This window comes from Pseudomonas entomophila (assembly GCF_029193575.1).
GTDB classification, from domain to species: Bacteria; Pseudomonadota; Gammaproteobacteria; order Pseudomonadales; family Pseudomonadaceae; genus Aquipseudomonas; species Aquipseudomonas entomophila_G.
This window is the reverse complement of sequence record NZ_JARGCS010000016.1, coordinates 14,591-41,446: the sequence shown is the minus strand read 5'-3', so window position 1 is coordinate 41,446 and position 26,856 is coordinate 14,591. Positions and strand designations below refer to the sequence as shown.

Below are 26,856 nucleotides of genomic sequence, written 5' to 3'. Positions count from 1 at the left end.
TCAAATTACCCCGACCCACCAAATTATCGATCAAAGACGTCCACGGACGTCTTCCTTATTGCCTGAAAGGCGCCTGATGTTCACAGTCAGCCAGCTCGTACAACTACCGTGCAGCCTCGCGTGTTCGAGTTCTACTCATTTGCGCATCAACCACAAAAGCCCCTTCATCGTCAGCTCAAATCAGCCAATGCCCCAGGCTCGAACCCATGGGCATCCAGGTGCCAGTCGAAATACTTCCGATTCTTCCTGCTCCAACCCATCACCTGCGTGCCAAGCACCCTCTCCACGTAGCTCTCCGTCGCCTCGGTCATTACACGTGAAGGATGCCGGACGACCTTGCCGTTCCTGACAGCAAGGTAGCCGTGCTCGAACAGCGGATCGCAACCCAGTCGGCACATGGGGACAGCAATGTTCTCGATATCGAGCTTTTCCTTCGTGCTGCAAGCCGATCGTTTCTTGATATGTGCCGCCACCAGCAGGTGCCTGGGGAACTCGTTTAGGCAAATGCAACAGTGGCCCGTGGGCTTGCCTTGGAAGAGGTGGCGCACGATGTACTTGTGCTCCAACCGGGTAGGTCGCGTACCCATTCCATCAGTCAACTGGATGTCTCGACGCGCCTCGTCCAGCGTCACGTCCTCAGGGAAGTAATCGTGGTCCAGCTCAGGATAACGATCCAGGATGGCTGCACTTTGAACATCGTCATAACCAGAGAAAGAGCGATCCTGCCCACTGTCAGCTAGTGCCTGAATGGCCTTGAAACGAATAGCGTGATGACGAACATCGTTGACGAAGTAGATGTTCTCCCAGGTTGTTCCAGACACAGCATCTGCCCAACCCCAGAGCTTCAAGGCCAAATCGCGATTGTGCGTGCGATGGGTGAAACATGCACTAACGGTGACGACGGTTTCGGTGTTGAAGATAACGGTATCGCCCGGCTCCATAGCGAGCCAGGCATTTCTGGTTCTGGGCGAGGATAACCCCCAGATGTACAGCTTGCCTGCGAAGTAGGTTTTACGCAGGTCTGCCAGTAACTCGGGCTCCAACAAGTCCGCGATATCGTCGAGCAGCACTGGGTTAAGAATGGTGGTCTGCAAGTTTTTGCGAGCAACAGGCTGCGAGCAAGGCTGGTAAAACACTCGGGGCGTCATTCGCTTCGCCTCGAATACTTGACGGCATTGCCCTTGGCTTCACTGACCGGGTATTTCTCTGCGTTCCGCTTGAGCTTGGCCTGGGCAACGGTCTCAAGGTCGACGTTCAGACGATCCGCCAGACGTACCAAGTACAGCAGCACATCCGCCATCTCTTCTTCGATCGCCTCGAGCGCCTCTGGCGAAAGCGCATTGCGCTCGCTTTGCTCTGGGGTCAGCCACTGGAAACGCTCCAGCAACTCGCCGGCTTCGCCGGACAGGGCCATCGCAAGGTTTTTGGGGGTATGGAATTGATCCCAGTCGCGCTCGGTAGCGAACGCGGCTAGGTCGGTCCGCAGGGATTTCAGGGCATCCATGGAAGGAAATCGCGCGCATAAATGTAGGAATGCGAAACGGTATCCTGTAGGAATTTTCCTGTCTACAACAACGCTTCGGCCCCCCGTACAAGGTCCGCCCCCCGCTCCCCAATCACCACACAAGCCCCCATCGTATTCCCCACCGTTATCCGCGGCATCACCGAAGCATCCACCACCCGCAGCCCCTCCACCCCACAAACCCTCAACGCCCCATCCACCACCGCCCCCTCCCCTCGCCCCATCTTCGCCGTCCCACACTGATGCCAAAAACTCACCGCCGAGTCCCGCAAGAACCGCTCCATCCCCCGCCGATCCCGTGGCCCAGGCACCACCTCCCCGCTCACCAACCCGGCAAACGCCCGATGGTTCCCCAACTCCCGGCACAACTCGACCGAAGCCAACGCCGCCGCCCTATCCTCCGGCGCACTCAAGGTATTCGGCTCGATCAACATCTTGTCCAGCACCCCAGCCCCCGACAGCCGCAACCGCCCGCGGCTGACCGGCCTGGCCAAGCCGGCGAACATCGTCCACCCCTGCGCCGGCGGCGCAATGCCGACCTCGGGCGGTGAAGGCACGGCGAATTCCAGCTGGCAGTGGAGCAAATCCGGCGCTTCCAGGCGGGCGTCGCTCTTCCAGTACAAGGTGGCCTCGCAACCTCCGCCGCCGACCGGCTGCGGCTGCGAATACGCCCAGGTGCAGCCGAAGGCGACGTGGTCCTGGTGGTTCTGCCCCACGCCAGGCAATGGGTTGATCAACGGGATGCCGTGCGCGCGCAATTCGGCCTCCGGGCCGATGCCGGACTGCATCAATACCTTGGGGGTGTTCACCGCGCCCAGTGACAGGATCACTTCGCCCGTCGCGTGGAAACGCTGCAACTGGCCGTCAACCACGACCTCGACGCCAATCGCCGTGCGGCCCTGGAACAACACGCGGGCCACCTGCGCGTGCGTGAGGATGTGCAGGTTCGGGTTGTGCAGGCGCGGCACGATATAGGCGTCGTACACGGATTCACGCTTGCCCTGCTTGATGCGCAGGTCGGCGATGGCGACGCCGCCAGGGCCTTCCATCATCTCGCCGTTGGGGCTGTCGAAGCGGGGGATGCCCAGTTGGCTGGCGGCCTCGAGGGTGGCCCAGGCGAGGGGCTGGGGCGCGCGGGGTTGGGCGATGTGCACAGGGCCGGTCGAGCCGCGACGCAGGGGGTCGGGGCGGCCTTGCCAGTTTTCGATGCGGCGGTAGTAGCCGAGCACCGATTCGTAGCCCCAGCCGGGGTCGCCGGTTTCGTCGGCGAAGTGGTCCCAGTCCGTGCGGTGCCCGCGCGCCCACACCATCACGTTGATGCTGGAGCCGCCACCAAGGCCCTTGCCCATGTTCAAGGCCATGCGGCGGCCGTTCAAGGCGGGGTTGGGCTGCGCTTCGAAAGCCCAGTCGCGCTCGGAACCGAGGTTCGACGGCCATTGCGCGGGGTCGGTGACCTCGGGGCCGGTGTAGGCGCCGCCGGCTTCGATCAGCAATACCCGGGCGCCGGGCTGGTCGGCAAGGCGGGCGGCGACCACGCAACCCGAGGTGCCGGCGCCACAGACGATGAAGTCGTAGTTGCGGTCGATCAGTTGCTGCATGCGTTCAGTCCCTGAGTGCCAGTAGGAGCCGAGGATTCTGCTGCGCAGCGTGCCGCGCAGGTATCGGTCGATTATCCGACCTGGGTGAGGGTGCGGGCGTGAAAAAGCGGGGCGCGCTGTGAATCGTTGTGAAGGCTTCGCCGTGATGGCCACTGGCCCATGCTACCGTCGGCTCACCACTTCACCTCGATCAGGGAGCAGCGCCGATGTCTACCGTCCCACCTGCTGGCAGCGGGTCCAGCACGCCACGATCCTCAACCTCCGCCTTCGACAGCTCGCTGGACAGCGCCAAGTCGAGCAAGGTGATCGCCGACTACATGCGCCAGACCGGCAAGTCGGTGATCACCAAGGAAGAGCTCGACAAACTCGCCGACAACGCCTCGGGCAACGTGCCCAAGGACCTGGCCGATGCGGCCAAGTACATGCAGCGCCACCCCGATGTGTTCACCGCCATCGAGACCCACGACGTGCCCGGCGCCGATAACATCTCGGGGGTGTCGAACTTCGACTGGGCCGCCAATGGCGGGCTCAAGGGCACCGCGACCGATGCCATCGCCAAGATGCAGGACACCTTCGACATGGCCATCGAGAAGTCGGCGAAGATCACCCTGGTGACGACCGGCAAGAAGGCAGAGCTGGACGCTACCAAGCAGCGGCCCAGCAACTGAGGCGGGCGGGCCTTTTCCGTGGGGGATGCCGCCGGCGTTGCCGGTGATCGCGGGGCTCGCCCCGCGATGCACCCACCGCCGCTCAGTGCGCCGAGCGGGTCATGTGCATCACCAGCTTGAAGCGGTCGCGCGGGTAGACCGTCTCGGACACCGAAATGATCTCGCCATCCTGGTCACGGTACTGGCGGATGATGTTCAACCCCAGGTCGCCACTCGGCGCCTTCAGGCTCGCGCTCAGTTCCGTAGTGAGCTGCACCGGGCTGACCTCCTGGTCGACCGACTCGATGCTCTTGGCGAATGCCTTGCCGATCAACGCGGCGATCAGTTCGCCCGGGTGCGCTTCGGCCTCGGCGACCACCTCGGCGAAACGCTGCTCGGCGTACACGTCGGTCCAGCACAACGGGTAACGGCTCTCGCTGTTCTCCACCTTGATGCTCGACACGCAGAAATAATGCTCGCCCGGCGTCAGCCCCAGTCGCTTGGCCAGGGCGATGTCCGCCACGAAATGGCGCACGCCCTGGATCTCCCGCACATGCGACTCGGCCACCTGGACCAGGTCGGTGATCGAGTCGATCGCCTGTGAATAACCGTTGCGCGGCGCCGCCGCCTCGACCCGGGTGCCGACCTTCCGTCGCCTCGACACCATGCCCTGCCCCTGCAACTGGTCGATCGCCGCGCGCACGGTGTGCCGCCCCACCCCGTATAGCTCGCACAGCTCTAGCTCGGTGGGCAGCAGCGAGCCGACCGGGTGCTGGCCGTTGGCGATTTTCTCGGTGAGGTCTCTGGCGATGTCGGTAAAGCGGCCACGGGTGCTCATTGCGGGCTCAGGTTCCCGGAAGACGAAGGGTTGACAGTGTACCAAATGTGGCAGACCATTTTGTTCGGATGTATTAATTTAGTTCGATTAAAACCGAACAAATAGCCAACAAGAAAGGATCCGCCATGTCCACCACCGTCTTCGACTCCGCCCTGTTCCGCGACATGTTCGGCACCGCCGAAATGCGTGGGGTGTTCTCCGACCAAGCGCTGATCGAGCGCTACATCGAAGTCGAGGTCGCCCTCGCCCGGGCCGAGGCGCGCTGTGGCGTGATCCCCGCCGCCGCCGCCGAGCAGATCGCCGCCAAGGCCACCTACGCCTCGCTCGACCTGGCGCTGATGCAGCACGAGACCGAGATCGTCGGCTACCCGATCCTGCCCCTGGTCGAGCAACTGTCGAAGACCTGTGGCGAGGCCGGCCGCTACCTGCACTGGGGCGCCACCACCCAGGACATCATGGACACCGCCGTGGTGCTGCAGGTGCGCGCCGCCTTGGCCATCGTCGAGCGCGACCTGCAGGCCGTGCGCGGCCTGCTCGCCGGGCTGGCGCAGCGCTACCGCGACACCCCCATGGCCGGCCGCACCCACCTGCAGCACGCCCTGCCGATCACCTTCGGCTACAAGTGCGCGGTGTGGCTGAGCATGTTCGACCGCCACGCCGAGCGCCTGCTCGAGCTGCGCCCACGGGTGGAAGTCGGCCAGTTCGCCGGGGCCGCCGGCACCCTCGCCTCGCTGGGCGACAAGGGCCTGGAAGTGCAGGAGGCGCTGATGGCCGAGCTGGGCCTGGGCGTGCCGCAGGCCACCTGGCACGTGGCCCGCGACAACCTCGCCGAAACCCTGAACTTCCTCGGCCTGGTCAGCGCCTCGCTGGGCAAGGTGGCGCTGGACGTGATGATGATGATGACCAGCGAGCTGGGCGAGGCCTACGAGCCCTTCGTCAAGGGCCGTGGCGCCAGCAGCACCATGCCGCAGAAGCGTAACCCGATCTCCTGCGAGCTGATGTACGCTGCCGCCAAGGGCGTGCGCCAGCAGGCCGGGCTGATGCTCGATGCGATGATCCAGGACTTCGAGCGCTCCACCGGCCCCTGGCAGGCCGAGTGGATCGCCATCCCCGAAGCCTTCGCCCTCACTGCCGCCTCCCTCGGCCAGGCCAAGTTCATGCTCGCCGGCCTCGACGTGCGCACCGAACGCATGCGCCAGAACCTCGACATGACCCGTGGCCTGATCGTCGCCGAAGCGGTGATGATGGGCCTGGCCCCGGAGCTGGGCCGCCAGGTCGCCCACGACGTGGTGTATGCCGCCTGCCGCGTGGCCAACGACGAAGGCGTCAGCCTGCTCGATGCGCTGCTGCGCGATGCCGAGGTCAACGCACGCCTGCCGCGCGCGGAACTCGAGCGCCTGACCGACCCGGCCAACTACCTGGGCCTGGCGCCGCAGATGGTCGACCGCGCCCTGGAGCGCCCAGGCCGCGTGCAACGTTGATACAAGCCGCGGGCCCACCGCGGCCCGCGCCATTCTCTCTACAACGACAACAATGAGAATTCGCCCATGTCATCCGCAACCGCCAAACCCTTCTACCGCGACCTGACCTTCCAGGTCGTCGCGGCCATGCTGATCGGCATCGCCTTCGGCTTCATCGCCCCTGAACTGGCGGCCAAGTTCAAGATCCTCGGGGATATTTTCCTCAAGCTGATCAAGACCGCGGTCGCCCCGCTGGTGTTCTTCACCGTGGTCCACGGCATCGCCTCGGCCGGTGATGTGCGCCGGGTGGGCAAGGTCGGCGTGCGCGCGCTGATCTACTTCGAGGTGGTCTCGACCCTTGCCCTGGCGATTGGCCTGGGCTGGGGCAACCTGATCGGCATCGGCTCCGGCATGCACGACGCCCACCCCAACAGCGCCACCTCCGCCGCCGCCGCCGCCGCGGTCGCCAAAGGCAACGCACCGCAATCGACCCTGGACTTCATCTACGGCATCTTCCCCGACAACTTCGTCGGCGCCTTCGCCGGTGGCCAGCTGTTGCAGGTGTTGGTGATCTCGGTGCTGTTCGGCTTCGCCCTGCTGGCCTTGAAGGCCGAGCGCCGCGCGGTGATCGAGGACGGCCTGAACCGTGTGTCGGAGTGCTTCTTCGAGTTCATCAACCTGATCATGAAGCTCGCCCCGCTGGGCGCGTTCGGCTCGGTCGCCTACGCCGTGGGCAGCAATGGCACGGCGGTGCTGATGTCGCTGGCCAACCTGGTGCTGATGTTCTACGTCGCGGTGCTGTTCTTCATCTTCATCGTGCTGGGCGCGGTGTGCCGGTTCTGCGGGTTCAGCCTGTGGCGCTTCCTCAAGTACATCAAGGATGAAGTGTTCATCGTGCTGGGCACCGCCTCGTCGGAAAGCGCCCTGCCGCGCCTGTTGCAGAAGCTGGAGAAGTTCGGCTGCTCCAAGCAGAGCGTCGGCCTGGTACTGCCCACCGGGTACGCCTTCAACCTCGACGGCACCTCGATCTACATGTCGCTGTGCGTGCTGTTCATCGCCAACGCCTATGGCGTGCCGCTGAGCTGGGAACAGCAGCTGGGCATCATCGCCATCATGCTGGTGACCTCCAAGGGCGCGGCGGCCGTGTCCGGTGGCAGCTTCGTGGTGTTCGCCGCGACCGTGACCGCCATCGGCCACCTGCCGGTCGAGGGCCTGGCCTTGCTGTTCGGCGTGTACCGCTTCATGTCCATGGCCATCGCCACCTGCAACACCATCGGCAACAGCGTCGCCACCGTGGTGGTCGCCAAGTGGTCGGGCGAGTTCTCCGAGCAGCAGGCGCAAGGCGAGTACCAGCGCGTGCTGGGCCGCGCCGCCGCAGCGCCGCTCTAGGTCAGGAGCCACATTCACATGCACAAGGTGCGCATCGAACACGACGCCTTCGGCGCGGTGGAGATCCCCGCCGACAAGTACTGGGGCGCCCAGACCCAACGGGCCCTGGCGGTCTTCGGCGCTGGCCGCGAGCAGTTCCCGGCCTCGCTGCTGCATGCCTTCGGCCAGCAGAAGCTGGCCAGTGCCCGCGCCAACCGGCGCCTGGGCGCGCTGGACGGCACGCTGTCCGAGGCCATCGAGCAGGCCGCGCAGGAGCTTGCCGCAGGCCAACTGGACAGCCATTTCCCGCTGACCCTGTGGCAGACCGGCTCCGGCACGCAGACCAACATGAACGCCAACGAGGTCATCGCCAACCGCGCCAACCAGTTGCTCGGCCATGCGCTGGGCGGCAAGTCGCCGGTGCACCCGAACGACCACGTCAACCGTTCGCAGTCGTCCAACGACACCTTCCCGACGGTGATGCACCTGGCCACCCGCCTCGCCCTCGGCCGCGAGTTGCTGCCGGCGCTGGCGCACTTGCAGGCCCGGCTCGACGACAAGGCCCGGCAGTGGGACGACGTGCTGAAGATCGGCCGCACGCACCTGATGGACGCCGTGCCCATGACCCAGGGCCAGGCGTTCGCCGCCTTCGCCGCCCAGGTCGGCCACGGCATCGACCGTGTGCAGGGTTGCCTGCCGCGTCTGAGCAGCCTGCCCCAGGGCGGCACGGCGGTCGGCACCGGGCTGAATACCCCGGCCGGCTTCGACGAGGCGTTCTGCGAGGCGCTGTCGGACATCACCCAGACGCGCTTCACGCCCAACCCCTGCAAGTTCGAGGGCATGGGCACCCACGACGTGTTCGTCGAGGTGTCGGGGGTGTTGAACGTGCTGGCGGTGTCCCTGACCAAGCTGGCCAACGACCTCCGCCTGCTCAGCTCCGGGCCGCGCTGCGGGTTGGCCGAGCTGGTGGTGCCGGACGACGGGCTGACCTCCTCGATCATGCCGGGCAAGCGCAACCCGACCATCGCCGAAGTGCTGGCCCAGGCCTGCATGCAGGTGATGGGCAACCACACCACGGTGTCGCTGGCCGGGGCGTCGAGTTTGTTCGAGTTGAACGTGGCCAAGCCGGTGATCATCCACAACGTGTTGCAGTCGATCGACGTGCTGGCCAGGAGCGTGATGATCTTCACCGACAAGTTGCTGGCGGGGCTGGAGGTGAATCGCGCGGCGCTGGCGCGCAATGTCGAAGGGTCGCTGCTGCTGGCCACGGCCTTGAACCCGGTGCTGGGTTACGACCAGGTGGCGCGGATCACGCGCAAGGCGGCGGACGAAGGGTTGACGCCCAAGGAAGCGGCGGTGGCGCTGGGGCTGTTGACGGCGCAGGAGTACGACGCGCATGTCAGGCCGCAGGAGATGGTCGGAGGCTGAGGTGCGGCCCAATCGCGGGGCAAGCCCGCTCCTACAATGACCGCGCGGTCCCTGTGGGAGCGGGCTTGCCCCGCGATGAGCGCAACGCCGATCAGTGCTTGATCATCACATGCCGAATGGCCGTGTAATCCTCCAGCCCATACATCGACATGTCCTTGCCATACCCCGACAGCTTCACCCCGCCGTGTGGCATCTCGCTGACCAGCATGAAGTGCGTGTTCACCCAGGTGCAGCCATACTGCAACCGCGCCGCCAACCGATGCGCACGCCCGACGTCACGGGTCCACACCGACGACGCCAGCCCATAATCCGAATCGTTGGCCCACGCCAGCGCCTGGGCCTCGTCGTCGAACTCGGTCACCGACACCACCGGCCCGAAGATCTCCCGGCGCACCACCTCATCCTCCTGCCGCGCCCCCGCCAACACCGTCGGCTCGAAGAAGAAGCCCGCGCGGTCAGCACGTTTGCCGCCAGTGGTCACCTCGATGTGCGGCACCTGCCGGGCACGTTCGACGAAACCGCTCACGCGCTCCAAGTGCTGCTGGGTGATCAGCGGCCCAAGCTCGGTATCCGGGTCGTCCTGTTCGCCAAGACGAATGCTCGCCACCGCCGCCGTCAGCTTCTCGACGAATGCCTTGTACACCCCCTTCTGCACGTACAACCGGCACGCGGCGGTGCAGTCCTGCCCGGCGTTGTAGAAGCCGAACGCGCGAATGCCCTCCACCGCCGCGTCGATGTCGGCGTCATCGAAGATGATCACCGGGGCCTTGCCGCCCAGTTCCATGTGCATGCGCTTCACCGTGTCGGCGGTGCCGGCGATGATGCGGCTGCCGGTGGCCACCGAGCCGGTCAGCGAGACCATGCGCACCTTGGGGTGGGTGGTCAGCGGCTCGCCGGCGCTCTGGCCACGGCCGAACACCAGGTTGACCACGCCCGCCGGGAAAATACCGGCGATCAGCTCGCCCAGGCGCAGGGCGGTCAGCGGGGTTTGCTCGGACGGCTTGAGCACCACGGTGTTGCCTGCGGCCAGGGCCGGGCCGAGCTTCCACGCGGCCATCATCAGCGGGTAGTTCCACGGCGCGATGGAGGCCACCACCCCCACCGGGTCGCGGCGGATCATCGAGGTGTGCCCCGGCAGGTACTCACCCGCCGCCGAACCCTGCAGCACGCGGCTGGCGCCGGCGAAGAAACGGAACACGTCGGCCACCGCCGGCAGCTCGTCGTTCAGCGCGGCGGCGTAGGGTTTGCCGCAGTTGTTCGATTCCAGGCGCGCCAGCTCCTCGGCATGCGCGTCGATGGCATCGGCCAGCTTGAGCAGCAGCTGCGAACGGTCCTTCGGCGCGGTCTGCGACCAGCCCTCGAAGGCCGCGTCGGCGGCCTGCACGGCGGCATCGACCTGTGCTGGGGTGGCCTCGGCGATGGTCACCAGCGCGGTGCCCAGCGCCGGGTTGAGCACGGCGAGCGGCTCGCCTTCGCCGGCGACCAGTTGGCCGTTGATCAGCAGTTTGGTTTGCATCGGTGGCTCCTTTTCTCAGGTGCTTTTCAGTTCTTGTTCGAAACGCTCACTTGCCGCTGCCGGCCACGCCTTCGCCACCCTTGGTCAGGTAGTAGGCGCCGAGGATCGGCAGCATGGTCACCAGCATCACCAGCATCGCCACCACATTGGTCACCGGCACGTCGCGCGGGCGGCCCAGCTGGTTGAGCAGCCAGATCGGCAAGGTGCGCTCGTGGCCGGCGGTGAAGGTGGTGACGATGATCTCGTCGAACGACAGGGCGAACGCCAGCATGCCGCCGGCCAGCAGCGCCGAGCCGAGGTTGGGCAGGATCACGTAGCGGAAGGTCTGCCAGCCGTCGGCGCCGAGGTCCATCGAGGCTTCGATCAGGCTGTGCGAGGTGCGCCGAAAACGCGCGATGACGTTGTTGTAGACGATCACCACGCAGAAGGTCGCATGGCCGACCACGATGGTCATGAAGCCCGGTTCGATGCCGAGGGCCTTGAACGCCGACAGCAGGGCGATGCCGGTGATGATGCCGGGCAAGGCGATCGGCAGGATCAGCATCAGCGAAATGCTCTCCTTGCCGAAGAAGTCGCGCCGGTACAGCGCCGCCGCCGCCAGCGTGCCGAGCAGCATGGCGATCAACGTCGCCAGCGCGGCGATCTTCGCCGACAGGGCGATGGCGTCGAGCACATCCTGGCGCGCCAGGGCCACGCTGAACCAATGCAGGGTGAAGCCCTGCGGCGGGAAGCTGAACGCCGCGTCTTCGGTGTTGAAGGCGTACAGGAAGATGATCAGGATCGGGAAGTGCAGGAACACCAACCCGCCCCAGGCGGCCGCTTTCAGGCCCCAGGTGGCTTTCTCAGAGTGCATCGAAGGCCCCCAGGCGTTTGACGATGGAGAGGTAGACGGCGATCAGCACGATCGGCACCAGGGTGAAGGCCGCGGCCATGGGCATGTTGCCGATGGCGCCCTGCTGGGCGTAGACCATGCCGCCGATGAAGTAGCCGGGCGGGCCGACCAGCGAGGGCACGATGAAGTCGCCCAGGGTCAGGCTGAAGGTGAAGATCGAACCGGCCGCGATGCCTGGCACCGACAGCGGCAGGATCACCTGCATGAACGTCTGCCGCGGCTGCGCGCCGAGGTCGGCCGAGGCCTGCAACAGCGACGGCGGCAAGCGCTCCAGCGAGGCCTGGATCGGCAGGATCATGAACGGCAGCCAGATGTACACGAACACCAGGAAGCGCCCGAAGCTCGAAGTCGACAAGGTGCTGCCGCCCACGCCCGGCAAGCCCAGCAGCAGGTTCAGCAGCGGCTCCAGGCCCAGGTGCTGGACGAACCACATGGCCACCCCGCCCTTGGCCAGCAGCAGGGTCCAGGCGTAGGCCTTGACGATGTAGCTGGCCCACATCGGCATCATCACCGCGATGTAGAAGAACGCCTTGGTCTTGCCGCGGGTGTAGCGCGCCATGTAGTAGGCGATGGGGAACGCCAGCGCAGCGCTGGCGATCGACACCGCCACGGCCATCAGCACGGTGCGCTGGATGATGTCGAAGTTGGCCGGGGTGAACAGCGCGGCGAAGTTGGCCAGGGTCAGCGTCGGCGTCACCGTCATGGTGAAGTCGTCGAAGGTGTAGAAGCCCTGCCACAACAGGCTCAGCAGCGAGCCGAGGTAGATCGCGCCGAACCACAGCAGCGGCGGCACCAGCAGCAGCGACAGGTACAGCGTCGGCTTGCGGTACAGCAGGTTGGACAACCCGCGCAGGGCGCCGCCGCTGGCGGCCGGCGCCTGGGCATGCAAGGTCAGGCTCATCTCAGGCGCCCTCGGCCAGGGCGACCATGGCATCGCGCGCCCAGCGCGCGGTCACGCGCTGGCCGGGCTGGTGGCCGGCCTGGCTGTCGCCCCATTGAGTGTTGGCCTGGCTCAGGCTCAGGTGCTGGCCGTTGTCCAGACGGATCTCGTAGCGGGTCGCCGCGCCCTGGTACTGGATGTCGTGCAGCAGGCCGCTGACCTCCACCTCGGCCGCGTCACGCGCGCCGCTGGCGAAACGGATGTGCTCGGGGCGGATGGAAAAGGCCCGGGCATCGCCGGTGAGCTGTGCGGCCAGGTCGCCGCGCAACACGTTGGAGGTGCCGACGAATTCGGCGACGAACGCGGTGGCCGGCTTCATGTACAGGTTGCGCGGGGTGTCGACCTGTTCGATGCGGCCCTTGTTGAACACCGCCACGCGGTCGGACATCGACAGCGCCTCGCCCTGGTCGTGGGTGACGAAGATGAAGGTGATGCCCAGCTGGCGTTGCAGGCGCTTGAGCTCGCCCTGCATCTGCTCGCGCAGCTTGAGGTCGAGCGCGCCGAGGGGCTCGTCGAGCAGCAGCACGCGCGGGCGGTTGACCAGGGCGCGGGCCAGGGCCACGCGCTGGCGCTGGCCGCCGGAGAGCTGCGCCGGTTTGCGCTTGCCGTAGCCGTCGAGGGCGACCATCGCCAGCGCCTCTTCGGCGCGGGCCAGGCGCTCGGCCTTGGCCACGCCCTTGACCTTCAGGCCGTAGGCGACGTTTTCCAGCACGTTCATATGCGGGAACAGGGCGTAGTCCTGGAACACCGTGTTGACGTCGCGCTGGTAGGGCGGCAGGCCGGCGGCTTCGACGCCGTGGATGCGGATCGAGCCGGCGCTGGGTTGTTCGAAGCCGGCGATCAGGCGCAGGCAGGTGGTCTTGCCCGAGCCCGAGGGGCCGAGCATGGAGAAGAACTCGCCGTCCTGGATGTCGATCGACACCTGATCGACGGCCTTCACCTCGCCGAACTGGCGGGAGACCTGGGTGAACTGGACGGCTGGGGGCATGGTGGGGTGCTCCGGGGTGCGGGGTGGTTTTTTCGGGGTGATGCGGGCCTCATCGCGGGGCGAGCCCGCTCCCACAGGTACGGCACCGTCCGCCAGAACGGCGGGGTACTTATGGGAGCGGGCTCGCCCCGCGATGGGACGGCCCAGGCAAACGCCTAGGCGCTACCGCCCACCCATGATCGCGATGTAGTCCTGGGTCCAGCGGCTGTAGGGCACGAACTTGCCGCCCTCGGCCTGCGGGGTCTTCCAGAAGGCGATCCTGTCGAACTGGTCGAAGCCGTTGGTCTTGCACCCTTCGGCGCCCAGCAGCTCACTGGCCTTGCAGCCTTCCGGCACCGCCGGCAGCGAGCCGAACCACGCCGCCACGTCGCCCTGCACCTTCGGCTCCAGCGACCAGTCCATCCACTTGTACGCGCAGTTCGGGTGCTTGGCCTCGACATGCAGCATGGTGGTGTCGGCCCACCCGGTCACGCCCTCCTTGGGGAACACCGTGGCGATCGGCTGGCCTTCGGTCTTCAGCGCGTTGGCCTGGTACGGCCAGGCGCTGGAGGCGGCCACGCCTTCGTTCTTGAAGTCGCTCATCTGCACCGTGGTGTCATGCCAGTAGCGGTGGATCAAGCCATGCTGCTTGCGCAGCAGGTCGAGCACCGCGGCGTACTGCGCCTCGGTCAGCTGGTAGGGGTCGGTGATGCCCAGCGCCGGCTGGGTGGCCTTGAGGTACAGCGCCGCGTCGGCGATGTAGATCGGCCCGTCGTAGGCCTGCACGCGGCCCTTGTTCGGTTTGCCGTCGGGCAGGTTCTCGGCCTCGAACACCGCCTTCCAGCTGTCTGGCGCGGTGGGGAACACCTTGGTGCTGTACATCAGCAGGTTCGGGCCCCACTGGTACGGCGTGCCGTAGTGCTTGCCGTCGACCGTGTACCACGGCGCATCCTTCAGGCGCGCGTCGAGCTGCTTCCAGTTGGGGATCAACTGCGGGTCGATCGGCTGCACGCGCTTGCCGTAGATCAGGCGCAGCGAGGCGTCGCCCGAGGCGGTGACCAGGTCGTAGCCGCCCTTGGCCATCAGGCTGACCATCTCGTCGGAGGTAGCGGCGGTCTTGACGTTGACCTTGCAGCCGGTGTCCTGCTCGAACTTGCTGACCCAGTCATAGGCCTTGTCCGACTCGCCGCGTTCGATATAGCCCGGCCAGGCGACGATATCGAGCTGGCCCTCGCCCTGGCCGACCGCCTTCAGGGCTTCGGCGGCCTGCAGGCTGCCACTGGCCAGGAGCGCGGTGGCCAGGCCACTGAGCAATGCTGTCTTGTACATCGTTCATCTCCCAAGTTGTTATTTCTATTGTCGGGGCAGTATCAATCGAGCAACGTCCCTGGCGTTTCGCACACCCGCCTTCGGGTTCTGGTGTCAGTCCAGCGCCTGACCGTGGCGCGCCATGATGTGGCGCACCACGCTGTAGTCCTGCAACGAGTCGCTGGACAGGTCCTTGCCATAGCCGGAGCGCTTGAGCCCGCCGTGGGGCATTTCGCTGGCCAGCATGAAATGGGTGTTGATCCAGGTGCAGCCGTATTGCAGGCGGTTGGCGACCTGGAAGGCTTTGTCGAGGTTCTGCGTCCACACCGACGAGGCCAGGCCGTATTCGGAGTCGTTGGCCCAGTCCACGGCTTGCGCCAGGTGCTCGAAGCGGGTGACGGTGACCACCGGGCCGAACACCTCGCGCTGGACGATCTCGTCCTGCTGCCGGCAACCGGCGAGCAGCGTCGGCTGGTAGTAGAAGCCTGGGCCGGAATGCACGGCGGCGCCGGTGACCCGCTCGATGTGCGGCTGGCCCAGGGCGCGCTCGACGAAGCTGGCCACGCGGTCGCGCTGGCGCGCGCTGATCAGCGGGCCGATCTCGTTATCGGCATCTTTCTTGCGGGCGAAGCGAATGCTGCCGACCGCGTCGCCCAAGGCAGCCACCAGGCGGTCGTGAATGCCGGCCTGGGCGTAGATGCGGCAGGCGGCGGTGCAGTCCTGGCCGGCGTTGTAGTAGCCATGGGTGCGGATGCCCTGCACCACCGCCTCGAGGTCGGCGTCGTCGCAGACGATCACCGGCGCCTTGCCGCCCAGCTCCAGGTGGGTGCGCTTGAGGGTGCGCGAGGCGGCCTGGAGGATCTTCTGCCCGGTGACGATATCGCCGGTCAGCGACACCATGCGCACCTTCGGGTGGCCGACCAGTTGGCTGCCCACCGCCTCGCCGCCGCCGCAGACGATGTTCAGCACGCCGGGCGGGAGGATGTCCACGAGCAGCGGCGCCAGCGCCAGGATCGACAGCGGCGTGTGCTCGGAGGGTTTGAACACCAGGGTATTGCCCGCCGCCAGGGCCGGGGCGATCTTCCACGCGGCCATCATCAGCGGGTAGTTCCATGGCGCGATGGAGGCCACCACGCCCACCGGGTCGCGGCGCACCATGCTGGTGTGGCCCGCCACGTATTCACCGGTCAGCTGGCCTTGCTGGCAACGCACGGCGCCGGCGAAGAAGCGGAACACGTCGGCGGTGGCGGGGATGTCGTCCTGGCGCGCCAGGTGCAGGGGCTTGCCGCAGTTCAGCGACTCCAGGCGCGCCAGCCGGTCGGCGTTGGCGTCGATGGCGTCGGCGATCGCCAGCAGCAGCGCCGAACGCTGCGCCGGGGTGGTCCGCGCCCAGCCGCCGAAGGCGCGCTGGGCGGCCTGCACGGCGGCCTCGACTTGCTCGTGGGAGGCTTCGGCGACGCTCAGCAGGCGCTCGCCGGTGGCGGGGTCGAGGATGGCTTCGGCCGGGCCTTCGCCGGCCACCAGGTGGCCGTCGATCAACTGAGCGCTGTGCAGGGGAAGGCTTGCGGACATGTTCGGGCTTCTTCTTTTTTTCGTCTCGGTATCCACGGCGCCTCCAATGAAGGTCGGGCGCTAGAACGAGACTAGATCCCGACTGCCAGGTTCACAAATTCTAAATATTGAATGCAGCGTTCGATTAAATCGAAACCTTGCGCCCGCTGCCCTGCCCTCGCGCCAGGGTCAGGAAGGGATCGACCAGCGGCGTGCGCGCCGTGCCCCGGCGCCAGGCCAGGCCCACGTCCAGCGGCTCGCTGAGGTCGGCCAGCGGGCGCGCCTCGATGATGTCGCCCTCCAGCGACCAGGGCCGGTAGGTCATGTCCGGCTGGATCGACAGGCCCAGCCCCGCCGCCACCAGGCTGCGCACCGCCTCCACCGACGCGGTGCGCAGGGTCACCTTCGGCGTGAGCCCGGCGCGGCTCCAGATGCGCTGGGCGTGCAGGCCCATTTCGTCGGCGTTGAGCTGGATCAGCGGCTCGCCGGCGACGTCGGCCAGGCTGATGCTGTCGCGCTCCAGCAGCGGGTGGCGCGGCGGCAGCCACAGGCGGTGCGGCGAGTGGGTGAGCACTTCGGTCTGCAGGGCGTGGCGGTCTTCGAGGTTGGAGAGGATCAGCACGCCCACGTCGATCTCGCCGGCCACCAGCAGGTGCTCGATGTACGGGCGTTCGTCCTCCACCACGCGGGTTTGCACGTTGGGGTAGGCGTGTTGGAAGCGGGTGATCAGGTCGGCCAGGTAGTAACCGGCGACCAGGCTGGTGACGCCGAGGGTGAGCTGGCCTTCGACCTGGTCGGTGCTCTGCTGCAGGCTGCGCTTGGCGTTTTCCACCGTGGCCAGAATGAGGTGCGCCTGGCGCAGGAACTGGTGGCCCTGGTGGGTGAGGCTCATGCCCTTGGCATGGCGGGTGAACAGGGTGACGCCGATCTCGTCCTCGAGCTGCTGGATGGCTTGGGTGAGGGTCGATTGGGAGATGAATACCGCCTGCGCGGCGGCAGAGATCGAACCGGTTTCGGCGACGGCGATGAAGTGGCGGATCTGGCGCAGGGTCATCATGGTGGCGCGGGGCTCGGTCGTTTGGTTCGATCGAATATAGCGCCGGGTTTTCTGTTTTACCGAATTTATGCGGCTCATACCGGCCCCGCGACAGGGCCGGCACAGCCACCCTCACCTACCGCCGGGTCGCCAGCTCCGCCCCTTGGCGCAACGCCTCCAGCAGGCTGCCTTCATCGGCCACGCCCTTGCCGGCGATATCGAACGCCGTGCCATGGTCCACCGAGGTGCGAATCACCTCCAGCCCCACGGTCACGTTCACCCCGGCCTCCAAGCCGAGCACCTTCACCGGCCCATGCCCCTGGTCGTGATACATCGCCACCACCAGGTCGAAATCGCCGCGCCCGGCGCGGAAGAACAGGGTGTCCGCCGGCAACGGCCCGGTCACGTCCAGCCCCTGCGCCTGCAGCAGCTCGACGGCGGGAATGATCTTCTCCTCCTCCTCGCCATAGCCGAACAAGCCATTCTCCCCGGCATGCGGGTTGATCCCGCACACGCCGATGCGCGGCCGCTCGATACCGGCCTTGACCAGCGTCGCGTGCCCACGCTCGATGGTGCGCCGCACCAGCCCCGGCTCGATCTTGCGGATCGCATCGATGATGCCGATGTGGGTGGTGACGTGGATCACCCGCAACTGCGGCGCCACCAACATCATCGACACCTCGTCGATGCCGGTCAGGTGCGCCAGCAGTTCGGTGTGCCCCGGGTACTTGTGGCCACCGGCATGCAGCGCCTCCTTGTTCAGCGGCGCGGTGCAGATGGCGTCGATCTGCTTGTCCTTCGCCAGTTCCACCGCACGGGCGATGAACTGGTACGCGGCATCGCCGGCCAGCGCCGACAGCTCGCCGAACGGCAGGGTCTCGGGGATCAACCCGAGGTCGATGCAGTCGATCACCCCAGGCTGGTAACGCGCCTCGGACGGGCCTTCGATACGGCGAATGCTCACCTCGGCCCCGACGATGTCGCGCGCCTGCTCCAGGCGCCGGGCATCGCCGATCACCAGCGGGCGGCACTGCTGGTACACCGCCGCGTGGGTCAGGCTCTTGACGATGATTTCCGGGCCGACGCCGGCCGCATCGCCCAGGGTGATGCCAATGACGGGAAGGTAGTTGCTCATGTGACGTTCACCTTGACTCTATGAATGTGTGCCCGCGCCACCCAGGTGGCGCCAGGCGAGGTACAGGGCTTGCGGGCTGCCGAAGGCACCGGCCTTGGTGACCACGCCGGGGCAATGCTCGCCGGCCTCGCCCAGGGGGCGGGCGAACACGGTGCCGGCCTCGACCTCGTCGAGGATGTGCAGCCCGTTGATGCCGACCGCGCCGAGCATCGCCCGGGCGGTCTCGCCGCCGGTGACCACCAGGCCCCCGAGCAGGCGGAAATGCGGTTTCACCAGGGTGGCCAGGCGCGCCGACAGGTGCGCGCCTTCACTCGGGTCGATGTGCGTGTCGCGGCCGATGCGCAGCAGCAGGTCGGCGCCCTCGGTCAGGTACTGGCCGATGCGCCAGGCCCAGTCGTCCCAGTCGTTGCTGCCCGGCCCGGCGCGCAGCACGGCGGGCGGCACGGTCAGCTCGACGATGCCGCTGCGCTGTTTCAACTCCAGGCACTGGCGCTCGGCGACGCTGGACAGGCTGCCGACCATCACCAGGGTCGCGGCCCGTGGGCCGGCTGGCGTGGGCGCGGCGGGTTGCGCCGCCAGCGCCGACAGGGCGCTGAGCTCGCGGGCCAGGCCGCCGGAGCCGACCCAGAACAGCGGCACCTCCAGCCCCGCCGTGACCTCGGCCAGCCTGCGCAGGTCGTCGCGGCTCTGCGCATCGACGATCAATGCCTGCACGCCGTCGGCGCTGGCTTGGGCGATACGCCGCGCCAGGGCCTCGGGCGCGCCGCGCAGGCAGGCCAGCTCCAGGTTGTGCACCGACAACCCGGCCTGTGCCAGCAGCGTCGCCAGGTCGGCAGGGCGGCCGGCGTATTCCAACCGCCAGGTGTCGGTGTCTTCCAGCGCCACGCCGTTGACCCACACCCGCCCCTCGAGCACCGTGCGGCCGGTCTCGGGGAACGCCGGGGCGATGATCGCCAGCCCGGCCACCGCTTGCAGCGCAGCGACTTCAGCGGCCCAGTTGCCGCGCAGGGTCGAGTCGATCTTCTTGTACAAGCGCCGGTGCGGCCCGCGCAGGGCGTGGAACGCCGCCAGCGTGCGCTGCGCCGCGTGCTGCGCGTCCATGCGCCGCGAATCGGTGTCCACCGCCACCACCTGGGCGTCGCCGGTGGCCTGCGCGGGGTCGAGCGCGACCACCGTGCGCAGCCCCGCGCGGGCGAAGCCGATGGCGCAGTCGGCGGCGCCGGACAGGTCGTCGGCGAGGATCAGCACACTCATCGTGGCAGCCCCGACTCCTGCGCTGGCGCGTAGCCTTCGCTGGCCGGTGCGTCCTTGCGCACCCGCTTGGCGATGAACGACACCACGATCGGCGCCAGCACCGCGGTCACCACCACGCACGAGGCCACCAGCATGGTCGCGCTGGCCGCGGCGCTTTCGTACACAGGGTTCGCCGCCGCCACCAGCGCCGGCACCGCCGCGGCATTGCCCGCCGTGGTCGCCGCCGCCGCGCCGGCCACGCCGGTGCCACCGGAAAGTCGGTCGGCGAAGTACAGCGGAATGCCGGTGACCACCACCACCGCCACGCCCAGGGCGATGCCCAGCACGCCGGCCTGCCAGACCTTGTGCAGGTCGAGGGTGGCGCCCAGGGCCAGGGCGAAGAAGGGGATCATCACCGGCACGGCCTTGGCCAGGAAGTCGCGCATGTCGCGGTCGAGGTTGCCGATCAGCATGCCCAGCAGCAGCGGCAGCACCGCGCCCAGCAGGGTCGGCCAGGGGAACGCCGACAGCCCGGCCACGCCCAGGGTGACCATGGTCAGGAACGGCCCGGACTCCAGCGACATCACCGAGTACGCGCCGACATCCGCCGGCCGCCCGTACTGGCCCATCAGCGCCATGTACAGGCCGCCGTTGGTGTCGTTCATCGCCGCCACCACCGCCAGGGTCGAGAGCCCGGCGAAGAAGCCGGCGGAGATCGGCTGCTCGCCGAGGAAGTGGCCCATCACGATACCGATGAGCATGGCCGTGCCAACCTTGGTGGCGAACAGCACGCCGCCTTTCTTCAGCAGGTACGGGGTGGTCTTGATGTTGATGCTGGCGCCCATGCACACGTAGAACATCGCCAGGATCGGCAACGCGCCGGTGAACAGGGCATTGGTGAACGAGCCGAAGAACTTCGGCATGTCGGGCAGGAAGGTTGCGACGAGGGAACCGAGCAGCAGGGGAACGATCATCATGCCGCCGGGGATACGCTCGATCGAGCGTTTGATCGGGATCTGGGCCATGCGCTTACACCTTTGTTTTTATGATGTGCATTACCACGGGAATGATTGAAACGATCAAGGCAGTGATCATTTCAGTCAATACAACGGTAAGCTAAAGGGTAAATGTGCGCAAGTCGATCAAAATTGTGATTGAAATGATCAGCGGTCTGTCAGGGCGCTATCGCGATAGCGCCGGCCCAGACACCGCCCTACCCCACCATCTCCACCGTGGCCATCGGCAGCCCGCGAAACGGCGCCAGCGCCACCTCATCCACGGCACTGGTGATCAACCGCCACTCCCGCTCCAGCGGCGTCCAGTGCTGCTGGCGGGCCCGCCCCAGCTTTTCAGCGTCCGCCAGCACGAAGATCTGCGCCGCGCGCTTGATCACGCACTCCTTCAAATACGACTGCTGCGCGCTGGCCTCGCACAACCCGAACTCGGCGACCACCCCATCGGCGCCGAAGAACGCATGGTCCACGCTCAACCGGCTCAGGCTCAACTCGGCCAGCGGCCCCAGGGTGCTCATGCTCGAACTGCGCAAATCGCCCCCGATCAGCGTCAGGCGCACCCCCGGCGCGTTGGCCAGGGCCATCACCGCCAGCAGGTTGTTGGTGATCACGTGCACGTCCTCGTGCCCGCACAGGTGCGCCGCCAGCGCCGCGCAGGTGGTGCCGCTGTCGAGGAACAAGGTGTCGCCGGGCTGGATGTAGGCCGCCGCCGCCTTGGCGATGGCCCGCTTCTCGTCGCTGCGGCTGGCCTTGCGCTGCTCCAGCGTCGCCTCCGGCTCGTGGATGCCGACCAGCGCCGTGGCGCCGCCGTGGGTGCGCACCAGCAGGCGCTGGCCGGCCAGCAGCGCCAGGTCGCGGCGCACCGTGGCCTCGGACACGTTCAGCGCCGCGCCCAGGGCCTCGACGCTGGTGTCGCGGTTGCGGACAAGATCAAGAATGGTGCGGTGCCGGTCTGCGGGCTTCATGCATGGCGTCTCTGAATCGGTGGGCACCGATACTACCTGAGAAGCCGACCCGCCTGCAGGCGCCCCGCCCCAGTGGGTCAGCTGGCGGTCTTGAAGAAGCCCATGCGGCTGCCCAGCGCGTCGGCCAGCGCCAGCAGCTCTTGGCTGTCCCCGGCCAGCTCCGTGGAGCCGGCATGGGCATCGCGCGACGAGGCGTGGATGCGGTTGATGTCCTGGCTCAAGGTGCTGGCCGCCACGTCCTGCTGCGACGACGCCGCGGCGATCTGGCTGTTCATCTGGCTGATCGCCGCCACCTCGCGGCGGATCTCGTTCAGCGACCGCTCGGCGACCTTGGTGCGCTCCACCGTGTCCTGCGCCAGCTCGCGGCTGTCGCCGACGATCTGCGCGGTCTTGCCCGCGCCTTCCTGGAGCTTGCCGATCATCCCGCGGATCTCGCGGGTCGATTCCTGGGTGCGGTTGGCCAGCGAACGCACCTCGTCGGCCACCACCGCGAAGCCCCGGCCGAACTCACCGGCGCGCGCCGCCTCGATGGCCGCGTTCAGCGCCAGCAGGTTGGTGCGCTCGGCGATCGAGTTGATCACCTCGATGATGCTTTCGATGGCCTGGCTGTCGGCAGCCACCTGCAACACCGCCTCGGTGGCCGACTCGAGCACCTGGGCCAGCTCGTGCATCGAGGTGGCGGTGCCTTCGACCACGGTCTTGCCGGCGTCCACTTCCTGGTCGGCGGCGGCCGAGGCCTGCGCGGCGTTGGCGGCGTAGCTGGAGATTTCGTTGATCGCCACCACCAACTGCTGCACGGCGGCGGCCATGTGCTGGGTGTCGTCGCTCTGCTGCTGCATGCGCCCTTGGTTGCGCGCCGCGCCCTGGCTCATGCGGGTGGACGAGGCGACCAGGTCGGCGGCCACTTGGTTGACCTGGGCGATGATGTCGGTGAGGTGGCGGTTGGTGGTGCCCAGCGCGCCCATGACGCTCTGCGGGTTGCCGCTGTGCACGCGCTGGTCGATCTCGCCACGGGCCAGGCCGCGCAGCACGTGCGCCACTTCCTCGGGCTCGGCGCCGAGGGTCGAGCGGATGCTGCGGATGATCAGCACCGAGGCGCCGACGCTGAGCGGCGCCGCCAGGGCCGCGGCCCACAGCATCAGGCCGGCGAAACCGGAGGCGCTGTCACGCACGCTGCCGATGTCGCGCACCACGTCTTTTTCCTGCAGGTCGATGAAGGCGTTGATGCTGCGCAGCCATTCCTTGTAGGCCGGCGCCACCTGCACCAGCAACTGCGCCTGGGCCTGCTCGAAGTCGCCTTGGTGGCGCAGCTCCAGCAGTTGCGCGGTGGCGGCCTGGGCAGTGCGCTCGCTGGCCTGGATCTGCTGCAACAGGCGCTGTTCGTCGGCACCGGCCTGGGCGTCGGCGAGCATCTTGGCCAAGGGCGCGGCGGAGGTCTGGTAGAAGGCGTCCAGCTGCTTGATGTCCTGCAGGAAGCCCGTCAGTTGCTGGGCGTCGTGGGTCAGCACCGCGTCGCGGATGGCGATGGCGCGGTCATGCACGCTGCCGCGCAGGTTGATGGCGTAGCGCTGCTTGACCGTGGTGTGGCCGCTGACCTGGGTGAGCAGCGCGTCGATCCCGCCGACCCGCTGCACGCCAATGGCGGTGACCACCAGCAGCAGCCCGACGACCAATGCGAAGCCCAGCGCCAACCTCATGGTGATACTGATGTTCCTGAACATACTGCCCCCAAGTGCATAACAGCTTTTTGCCATCATTCTCGGCGAGATATATACCGGGGTTGTGTGAAAACTTCCTATCGACCTGATCGATAAAGACCATGGAATAAATTCATCGCGCCGCCTGTAGCGCGCTGGCAGGCAATGGCCGCCCCAGCAGCACGCCGACCACCATGGCAAACACCAGCGCGGCCACCCCGGCGGTTTGCAACAGCGCCTCGAAACCACCGATGAACGCCTGTCGCGCCAGCGGCGCGATGGCCTCACGCAGCGCCGGGTCGAGCACGGCCAGGGCCGCCGACAGGTCGCCCGCCGCCACCCGCGTGGCCATCTCGCCGACCTGCCCCAGTTGCCCTGGCGCCACGCTGGCCATCGCCTCGCGCAGCAACTGCCCGCTGCGGCTGGCGAGAATGCCGCCGAGGATGCCGATGGCCAGCACGATCGCGCCGAAGCGTGTGGTGGTGCTCAGCCCCGAGGCCATGCCGGTGCGCTCGCGCGGCACGCAGGCCATGATGTTCTTCTGCGTGTCGCCATTGAGCAGCCCGGCCCCGGCGCCGAGCACCAGGCTGGCCAGGGCGAAGCTGGCGTAGCCGCCCTGGGCCGCGGCGGCGGCGCACAGCAGGTTGCCCAGCCCCACCAGCAGCAGCCCGAGGGCGAACACCTGGGCCGGGCTGAAGCGCGCCGCCAGGCGCATGCCCAGGCGCGGGGTGAGCAGCATGGCCACGGCGAACGGCAGCATCCCCGCGCCTGCCGCCAGGGCCGGCAGTTGCAGGCCGTTCTGCAGGTACAGCGGTAGCAGGGTCATCATCACCTGCGCGCAGGCGGCGTAGGCGAACATGCCCAGCAAGGCCCCGATGAAGCGCCCGCTGCGCATCAGTTGCAGGTCGACCATCGGCCGCGCCTGGTTGCGCTCGACCATCACGAACAGCCCGAACAGGAACGCCGCGATCACCAGCCGGCCAAGGGTCGGGGCACTGTCCCAGCCGACCCGGTTGGCGTCGATCAAGGCCCAGATCAGGTAACCCAGGCTGCCGGCGAAGGTCAGGCTGCCCAGCGGGTCGAGCCGGGCCGCCGCGCTGTCGCGGGATTCCTCCACGCTGCGCAGCACCATCCACGCCAGCACGGCCACCAGCGGCAAGTTGATGTAGAAGATCCAGCGCCAGCCCAGGGTGCTGGCGATCAACCCGCCGAGCAGCGGCGCGAAGGTGATGGTGGCGCCCATGCACGCGCCCCAGAACGCCCAGGCGCGCAGGCGCGCCTCGGGTTCGTGGAAGCGGTGGCCGATCGCGGCCAGCGCGGCGGTGAGCAGCAACGCCGCGCCGATGCCCTTGGCCGCGCGGGCCAGGTCGAGGAACACCAGGCCCGGCGCCGCGCCGCAGGCCAGCGAGGCCAGGCCGAACAGCGCCAGGCCCAGCAACAGCATGCGCCGTCGGCCGAAGCGGTCGGCCAGGCTGCCGGCCGGCAGCAGGCTCGCGGCGAAGGCCAGCAGGTAGGCGCTGACCACCCATTCGATGTCGGCGAACGAGCCGGAGAGGTCGCGGGCGATGCTCGGCAGGCTGACGGCGACGATATTGGTGTCGAGGATGATCAAGGCGCACACGGACGAGGCGGTGAGCAGGGTGAGGCGGGCGGACGCAGGCATGGCAAGGTTCCCGTTTCTGGGGGTTCTTCAGGACGCTGTCGCGGGGCAATGACAGCAACGCTTTGCCCCCGAGCCACGTCCTTGTAGTGTTGCCACACGATACCGCCACCCGCCGCCGCGCTTGTTACCCCGGGCGGCCTGCGTCATTAGCCCGCAGCTAACGAGGCCCCATGGAAATCCGTCATTTCCGCTACTTCCTCAGCGTCGCCCGCCACGGCCATTTCACACGCGCCGCCGAGCAACTGGGCATCGCCCCGCCGACCCTCAGCCGGCAGATCCAGGACATGGAGAACGAACTGGGCGTGCGCCTGTTCCAGCGCAGCCAGCGCGAGGTGCGCCTGACCGCCGCGGGCGAAGCGTTGCGCGTGGAGGCCGAGCAGGCGGTGCGCCAGTTCGACGCCGCGCAACTGGGCGCGCAACGCGCCGGGCGCGGCGAGGTCGGGCGCATCGAGCTGGGCTACGTGGCCTCGGCGGCCTACTCCGGGGTGCTGCAACACCAGGTGGCGCAGTTCAGCCAGGCCCACCCCGGCGTGCTGCTGGACATCCGCGAGGCGCCGATGGCCGAGCTGCCGCGGCTGGTGCGCGACGGCCTGCTCGACCTGGCCTATGTGCGCACGCCCATGGAGTTGCCCGAAGAGCTGGAGGCCATCGACCTGCACGAGGAAGGCTTCGTCCTCGCCCTGCCCGCCGCCTCACGCCTCAACGAACTGCCGCAGATACCCGCCGCGCGCCTGGCCGGCGAGACCTTCATCCTCCCCGAGCAAATCGCCGGCACCCTCGCCTGCGCCGCCCAGGGCGGCTTCGTGCCGCGCCTGGGGCCGCAGCCGGGCAGCCTGGTCGCGGTGATCACCCTGGTGTCGCTGGGCCAGGGCGTGGCGCTGGTGCCCGAATCGGTGCTGCAGCGCGTGAGCCTGCCGCAGGTCAACTACCGGCGCCTCGCCGACAGCCACGCCAGCTCCTGGCTGACCCTGCTGCACCGGCGCTTCGAGAAGGCCCCGGCGGTGCGCCGCTACCTCGACACGCTGCGTTCAGGCCGAGGCTGACAGGCGCCGCTCGCGGCGGTACTCGCCGCCCAGCTGGCGCGCCAGGGCGATGAAGTTGAGGGTCTGCGGCGACTGGTGCTCCTGGCGGCACAGCAAGGTGATCGGCGCCGCCAGGCGCGGCTTGGCATCGCGAATGGGCCGGTAGGCCACGCTGTGCTCGTGGAAGCCGCGCATCGAGGTCGGCACCACCGACACCCCGGCGCCGGCCGCCACCAGGCTGACGTTGGTCAGCATGCGCTCCACCTCGAACGCCACCTTTGGCTCGAACCCGGCATTGCGGCAGGCTTGCAGCAGGTTGGCGTACATCCCCGGCGCGCCGGGGCGGCGCACCAGGATGAACGGCTCGTCGGCGAGGTCCTTCAGGGCGATGGCGCCCTCGCCTTCGAGCAGGCGATGGCCCACCGGCAGGGTCAGCACCAGTTCCTCGTTGAGCAGGCGGTGGTAGGCGATGCCGCGCGGGCGATCGACCGGGGCGCGGAGGATGCCGATGTCGACGCGGTCGTCGGCGACCTCGTCGGTCAGCTCGCGGGCGTTGCCTTCGTGCAGGGCGATATCCACGTCGGGGTAGAGGTCGCGGTAGCGGCGGATGATCCGGGGGATCAACGGGTGCGAGGCGGCCGAGCTGGTGAAGCCGACGGTGAGGTTGCCCTCGATGCCCTTGGCCGTGCGCGCGGCCTTTTGCGCGCCCTGTTCGACGCGCTGGAGGATGTCCAGGGCTTCCTCCAGGAACACCTCGCCGCCGGCGGTCAGGTCCACGCCCTTGGCGTGGCGGATGAACAGGTCGAAGCCCAGCTCCTGCTCCAGCGCGCGGATCTGCTGGCTCAGCGGCGGCTGCTGCATGTTCAGGCGCGCGGCGGCACGGGTGAAGTGCTTTTCCTGGGCGACCATGACGAAGTAGCGGAGGTGACGAAGTTCCATGCGGGCTCCGGAATGGGTGGGCGGGGGCATTGTGGCGCATCCGAGGGGGTGGTGGGAGCCTTGTGTTGTGCTGTCTCGCGGGGCCGGCACAGACACCCCCTCATCGCGCTAGAATCGT

The 26,856-nt window shown here is 67.7% G+C and carries 23 protein-coding genes and 1 pseudogene; 5 read left to right on the top strand and 19 right to left on the bottom strand.

Annotated elements, in window-relative coordinates:
- Positions 1-170 precede the first annotated feature (170 nt).
- From P0Y43_RS08630 to P0Y43_RS08620, 3 genes are all read right to left on the bottom strand, one after another.
- Entirely contained in the window at positions 171-1,148 is a 978-nt protein-coding gene (locus P0Y43_RS08630; protein WP_275636885.1) for a hypothetical protein, read from the bottom strand.
- Positions 1,145-1,504, bottom strand: a complete 360-nt coding sequence (locus tag P0Y43_RS08625; RefSeq protein WP_275636884.1) for a nucleotide pyrophosphohydrolase — start codon at positions 1,502-1,504, stop codon at positions 1,145-1,147. Before P0Y43_RS08625 ends, P0Y43_RS08630 begins: the two co-directional genes overlap by 4 nt.
- Before the next feature lie 62 nt (positions 1,505-1,566).
- A complete protein-coding gene (locus P0Y43_RS08620; protein WP_275636883.1) occupies positions 1,567-3,120 on the bottom strand; it encodes a GMC family oxidoreductase in 1,554 nt (517 codons plus the stop codon).
- Positions 3,121-3,326: 206 nt separating this feature from the next.
- Between P0Y43_RS08620 and P0Y43_RS08615 the strand changes: the two genes are divergently transcribed.
- Complete coding sequence (locus P0Y43_RS08615) at positions 3,327-3,788, top strand: hypothetical protein (protein ID WP_275636882.1); 462 nt, start codon at positions 3,327-3,329, stop codon at positions 3,786-3,788.
- A gap of 82 nt (positions 3,789-3,870) precedes the next feature.
- Here P0Y43_RS08615 and P0Y43_RS08610 read toward each other — a convergent pair whose 3' ends face one another.
- A complete protein-coding gene (locus P0Y43_RS08610) occupies positions 3,871-4,605 on the bottom strand; it encodes a GntR family transcriptional regulator (protein WP_275636881.1) in 735 nt (244 codons plus the stop codon).
- Positions 4,606-4,730: 125 nt separating this feature from the next.
- Between P0Y43_RS08610 and P0Y43_RS08605 the strand changes: the two genes are divergently transcribed.
- The 3 genes from P0Y43_RS08605 (at position 4,731) to P0Y43_RS08595 (ending at position 8,861) form a co-directional block, all read left to right on the top strand.
- A complete protein-coding gene (locus P0Y43_RS08605; RefSeq protein WP_275636880.1) occupies positions 4,731-6,086 on the top strand; it encodes a class-II fumarase/aspartase family protein in 1,356 nt (451 codons plus the stop codon).
- Between the two features lie 66 nt (positions 6,087-6,152).
- Positions 6,153-7,454 (top strand): C4-dicarboxylate transporter DctA, encoded by a 1,302-nt coding sequence (gene dctA, locus P0Y43_RS08600; RefSeq protein ID WP_275636879.1) that lies wholly within the window; start codon positions 6,153-6,155, stop codon positions 7,452-7,454.
- A gap of 18 nt (positions 7,455-7,472) precedes the next feature.
- A complete protein-coding gene (locus tag P0Y43_RS08595; RefSeq protein ID WP_275636878.1) occupies positions 7,473-8,861 on the top strand; it encodes a class II fumarate hydratase in 1,389 nt (462 codons plus the stop codon).
- Positions 8,862-8,952: 91 nt separating this feature from the next.
- Here P0Y43_RS08595 and P0Y43_RS08590 read toward each other — a convergent pair whose 3' ends face one another.
- The 14 genes and pseudogenes from P0Y43_RS08590 to P0Y43_RS08530 all read right to left on the bottom strand — a co-directional run bounded on the left by P0Y43_RS08590 (position 8,953) and on the right by P0Y43_RS08530 (position 24,777).
- Positions 8,953-10,377 carry a gamma-aminobutyraldehyde dehydrogenase gene (locus tag P0Y43_RS08590; protein ID WP_275636877.1) on the bottom strand — a complete coding sequence of 475 codons (1,425 nt, stop codon included), beginning with the start codon at positions 10,375-10,377 and terminating at the stop codon, positions 8,953-8,955.
- Between the two features lie 46 nt (positions 10,378-10,423).
- Positions 10,424-11,230, bottom strand: a complete 807-nt coding sequence (locus P0Y43_RS08585; RefSeq protein ID WP_275636876.1) for an ABC transporter permease — start codon at positions 11,228-11,230, stop codon at positions 10,424-10,426.
- The gene (locus tag P0Y43_RS08580; RefSeq protein WP_275636875.1) at positions 11,220-12,170 is read right to left on the bottom strand and encodes an ABC transporter permease; all 951 of its coding nucleotides are present in this window, start codon (positions 12,168-12,170) and stop codon (positions 11,220-11,222) included. The genes P0Y43_RS08585 and P0Y43_RS08580 overlap by 11 nt, the downstream gene beginning before the upstream one ends.
- Before the next feature lies 1 nt (position 12,171).
- Positions 12,172-13,197: an ABC transporter ATP-binding protein gene (locus tag P0Y43_RS08575; protein ID WP_275636874.1), complete on the bottom strand. Its 1,026-nt coding sequence runs from the start codon at positions 13,195-13,197 to the stop codon at positions 12,172-12,174.
- A 162-nt stretch (positions 13,198-13,359) separates the two neighbouring features.
- Entirely contained in the window at positions 13,360-14,505 is a 1,146-nt protein-coding gene (gene ydcS / locus P0Y43_RS08570) for a putative ABC transporter substrate-binding protein YdcS (protein ID WP_275636873.1), read from the bottom strand.
- Between the two features lie 93 nt (positions 14,506-14,598).
- Positions 14,599-16,056: a gamma-aminobutyraldehyde dehydrogenase gene (locus P0Y43_RS08565; protein ID WP_275636872.1), complete on the bottom strand. Its 1,458-nt coding sequence runs from the start codon at positions 16,054-16,056 to the stop codon at positions 14,599-14,601.
- A 124-nt stretch (positions 16,057-16,180) separates the two neighbouring features.
- Positions 16,181-17,092 carry a LysR family transcriptional regulator gene (locus tag P0Y43_RS08560; protein WP_275636871.1) on the bottom strand — a complete coding sequence of 304 codons (912 nt, stop codon included), beginning with the start codon at positions 17,090-17,092 and terminating at the stop codon, positions 16,181-16,183.
- A 115-nt stretch (positions 17,093-17,207) separates the two neighbouring features.
- The gene (gene pdxA, locus P0Y43_RS08555) at positions 17,208-18,206 is read right to left on the bottom strand and encodes a 4-hydroxythreonine-4-phosphate dehydrogenase PdxA (protein WP_275636870.1); all 999 of its coding nucleotides are present in this window, start codon (positions 18,204-18,206) and stop codon (positions 17,208-17,210) included.
- A gap of 18 nt (positions 18,207-18,224) precedes the next feature.
- Entirely contained in the window at positions 18,225-19,460 is a 1,236-nt protein-coding gene (locus P0Y43_RS08550) for a four-carbon acid sugar kinase family protein (protein WP_275636869.1), read from the bottom strand.
- The gene (locus P0Y43_RS08545) at positions 19,457-20,464 is read right to left on the bottom strand and encodes a 2-keto-3-deoxygluconate permease (protein ID WP_275636868.1); all 1,008 of its coding nucleotides are present in this window, start codon (positions 20,462-20,464) and stop codon (positions 19,457-19,459) included. The genes P0Y43_RS08550 and P0Y43_RS08545 overlap by 4 nt, the downstream gene beginning before the upstream one ends.
- A gap of 188 nt (positions 20,465-20,652) precedes the next feature.
- Entirely contained in the window at positions 20,653-21,417 is a 765-nt protein-coding gene (locus P0Y43_RS08540; RefSeq protein ID WP_275636867.1) for a DeoR/GlpR family DNA-binding transcription regulator, read from the bottom strand.
- Positions 21,418-21,494: 77 nt separating this feature from the next.
- Positions 21,495-22,088 carry a methyl-accepting chemotaxis protein gene (locus P0Y43_RS27045; protein WP_430540233.1) on the bottom strand — a complete coding sequence of 198 codons (594 nt, stop codon included), beginning with the start codon at positions 22,086-22,088 and terminating at the stop codon, positions 21,495-21,497.
- Between the two features lie 534 nt (positions 22,089-22,622).
- Positions 22,623-23,138 (bottom strand): annotated as a pseudogene (locus tag P0Y43_RS27040) (MCP four helix bundle domain-containing protein); the annotation flags it as partial.
- 109 nt (positions 23,139-23,247) lie between these two features.
- On the bottom strand, positions 23,248-24,777 hold the full coding sequence (locus tag P0Y43_RS08530; protein ID WP_275636865.1) for an MFS transporter: 1,530 nt from the start codon (positions 24,775-24,777) through the stop codon (positions 23,248-23,250).
- A gap of 170 nt (positions 24,778-24,947) precedes the next feature.
- On the opposite strand from P0Y43_RS08530, the gene P0Y43_RS08525 reads away from it, so the two are divergent.
- Positions 24,948-25,820 (top strand): LysR family transcriptional regulator, encoded by an 873-nt coding sequence (locus P0Y43_RS08525; protein ID WP_275636864.1) that lies wholly within the window; start codon positions 24,948-24,950, stop codon positions 25,818-25,820.
- Here P0Y43_RS08525 and P0Y43_RS08520 read toward each other — a convergent pair.
- A complete protein-coding gene (locus P0Y43_RS08520) occupies positions 25,806-26,738 on the bottom strand; it encodes a LysR substrate-binding domain-containing protein (RefSeq protein WP_275636863.1) in 933 nt (310 codons plus the stop codon). The genes P0Y43_RS08525 and P0Y43_RS08520 overlap by 15 nt on opposite strands.
- Positions 26,739-26,856: the final 118 nt, after the last annotated feature.

Coding starts and splice junctions, on each gene's coding strand:
- P0Y43_RS27045 (WP_430540233.1), bottom strand. CDS start 22,088: ATGCACGAGCTGGCCCAGGTGCTCGAGTCGGCCACCGAGGCGGTGTTG.
- P0Y43_RS08625 (WP_275636884.1), bottom strand. CDS start 1,504: ATGGATGCCCTGAAATCCCTGCGGACCGACCTAGCCGCGTTCGCTACC.
- P0Y43_RS08620 (WP_275636883.1), bottom strand. CDS start 3,120: ATGCAGCAACTGATCGACCGCAACTACGACTTCATCGTCTGTGGCGCC.
- P0Y43_RS08575 (WP_275636874.1), bottom strand. CDS start 13,197: ATGCCCCCAGCCGTCCAGTTCACCCAGGTCTCCCGCCAGTTCGGCGAG.
- P0Y43_RS08610 (WP_275636881.1), bottom strand. CDS start 4,605: ATGAGCACCCGTGGCCGCTTTACCGACATCGCCAGAGACCTCACCGAG.
- P0Y43_RS08595 (WP_275636878.1), top strand. CDS start 7,473: ATGCACAAGGTGCGCATCGAACACGACGCCTTCGGCGCGGTGGAGATC.
- dctA (WP_275636879.1), top strand. CDS start 6,153: ATGTCATCCGCAACCGCCAAACCCTTCTACCGCGACCTGACCTTCCAG.
- P0Y43_RS08580 (WP_275636875.1), bottom strand. CDS start 12,170: ATGAGCCTGACCTTGCATGCCCAGGCGCCGGCCGCCAGCGGCGGCGCC.
- ydcS (WP_275636873.1), bottom strand. CDS start 14,505: ATGTACAAGACAGCATTGCTCAGTGGCCTGGCCACCGCGCTCCTGGCC.
- P0Y43_RS08565 (WP_275636872.1), bottom strand. CDS start 16,056: ATGTCCGCAAGCCTTCCCCTGCACAGCGCTCAGTTGATCGACGGCCAC.
- P0Y43_RS08605 (WP_275636880.1), top strand. CDS start 4,731: ATGTCCACCACCGTCTTCGACTCCGCCCTGTTCCGCGACATGTTCGGC.
- P0Y43_RS08630 (WP_275636885.1), bottom strand. CDS start 1,148: ATGACGCCCCGAGTGTTTTACCAGCCTTGCTCGCAGCCTGTTGCTCGC.
- pdxA (WP_275636870.1), bottom strand. CDS start 18,206: ATGAGCAACTACCTTCCCGTCATTGGCATCACCCTGGGCGATGCGGCC.
- P0Y43_RS08540 (WP_275636867.1), bottom strand. CDS start 21,417: ATGAAGCCCGCAGACCGGCACCGCACCATTCTTGATCTTGTCCGCAAC.
- P0Y43_RS08560 (WP_275636871.1), bottom strand. CDS start 17,092: ATGATGACCCTGCGCCAGATCCGCCACTTCATCGCCGTCGCCGAAACC.
- P0Y43_RS08615 (WP_275636882.1), top strand. CDS start 3,327: ATGTCTACCGTCCCACCTGCTGGCAGCGGGTCCAGCACGCCACGATCC.
- P0Y43_RS08520 (WP_275636863.1), bottom strand. CDS start 26,738: ATGGAACTTCGTCACCTCCGCTACTTCGTCATGGTCGCCCAGGAAAAG.
- P0Y43_RS08545 (WP_275636868.1), bottom strand. CDS start 20,464: ATGGCCCAGATCCCGATCAAACGCTCGATCGAGCGTATCCCCGGCGGC.
- P0Y43_RS08530 (WP_275636865.1), bottom strand. CDS start 24,777: ATGCCTGCGTCCGCCCGCCTCACCCTGCTCACCGCCTCGTCCGTGTGC.
- P0Y43_RS08550 (WP_275636869.1), bottom strand. CDS start 19,460: ATGAGTGTGCTGATCCTCGCCGACGACCTGTCCGGCGCCGCCGACTGC.
- P0Y43_RS08585 (WP_275636876.1), bottom strand. CDS start 11,230: ATGCACTCTGAGAAAGCCACCTGGGGCCTGAAAGCGGCCGCCTGGGGC.
- P0Y43_RS08590 (WP_275636877.1), bottom strand. CDS start 10,377: ATGCAAACCAAACTGCTGATCAACGGCCAACTGGTCGCCGGCGAAGGC.
- P0Y43_RS08525 (WP_275636864.1), top strand. CDS start 24,948: ATGGAAATCCGTCATTTCCGCTACTTCCTCAGCGTCGCCCGCCACGGC.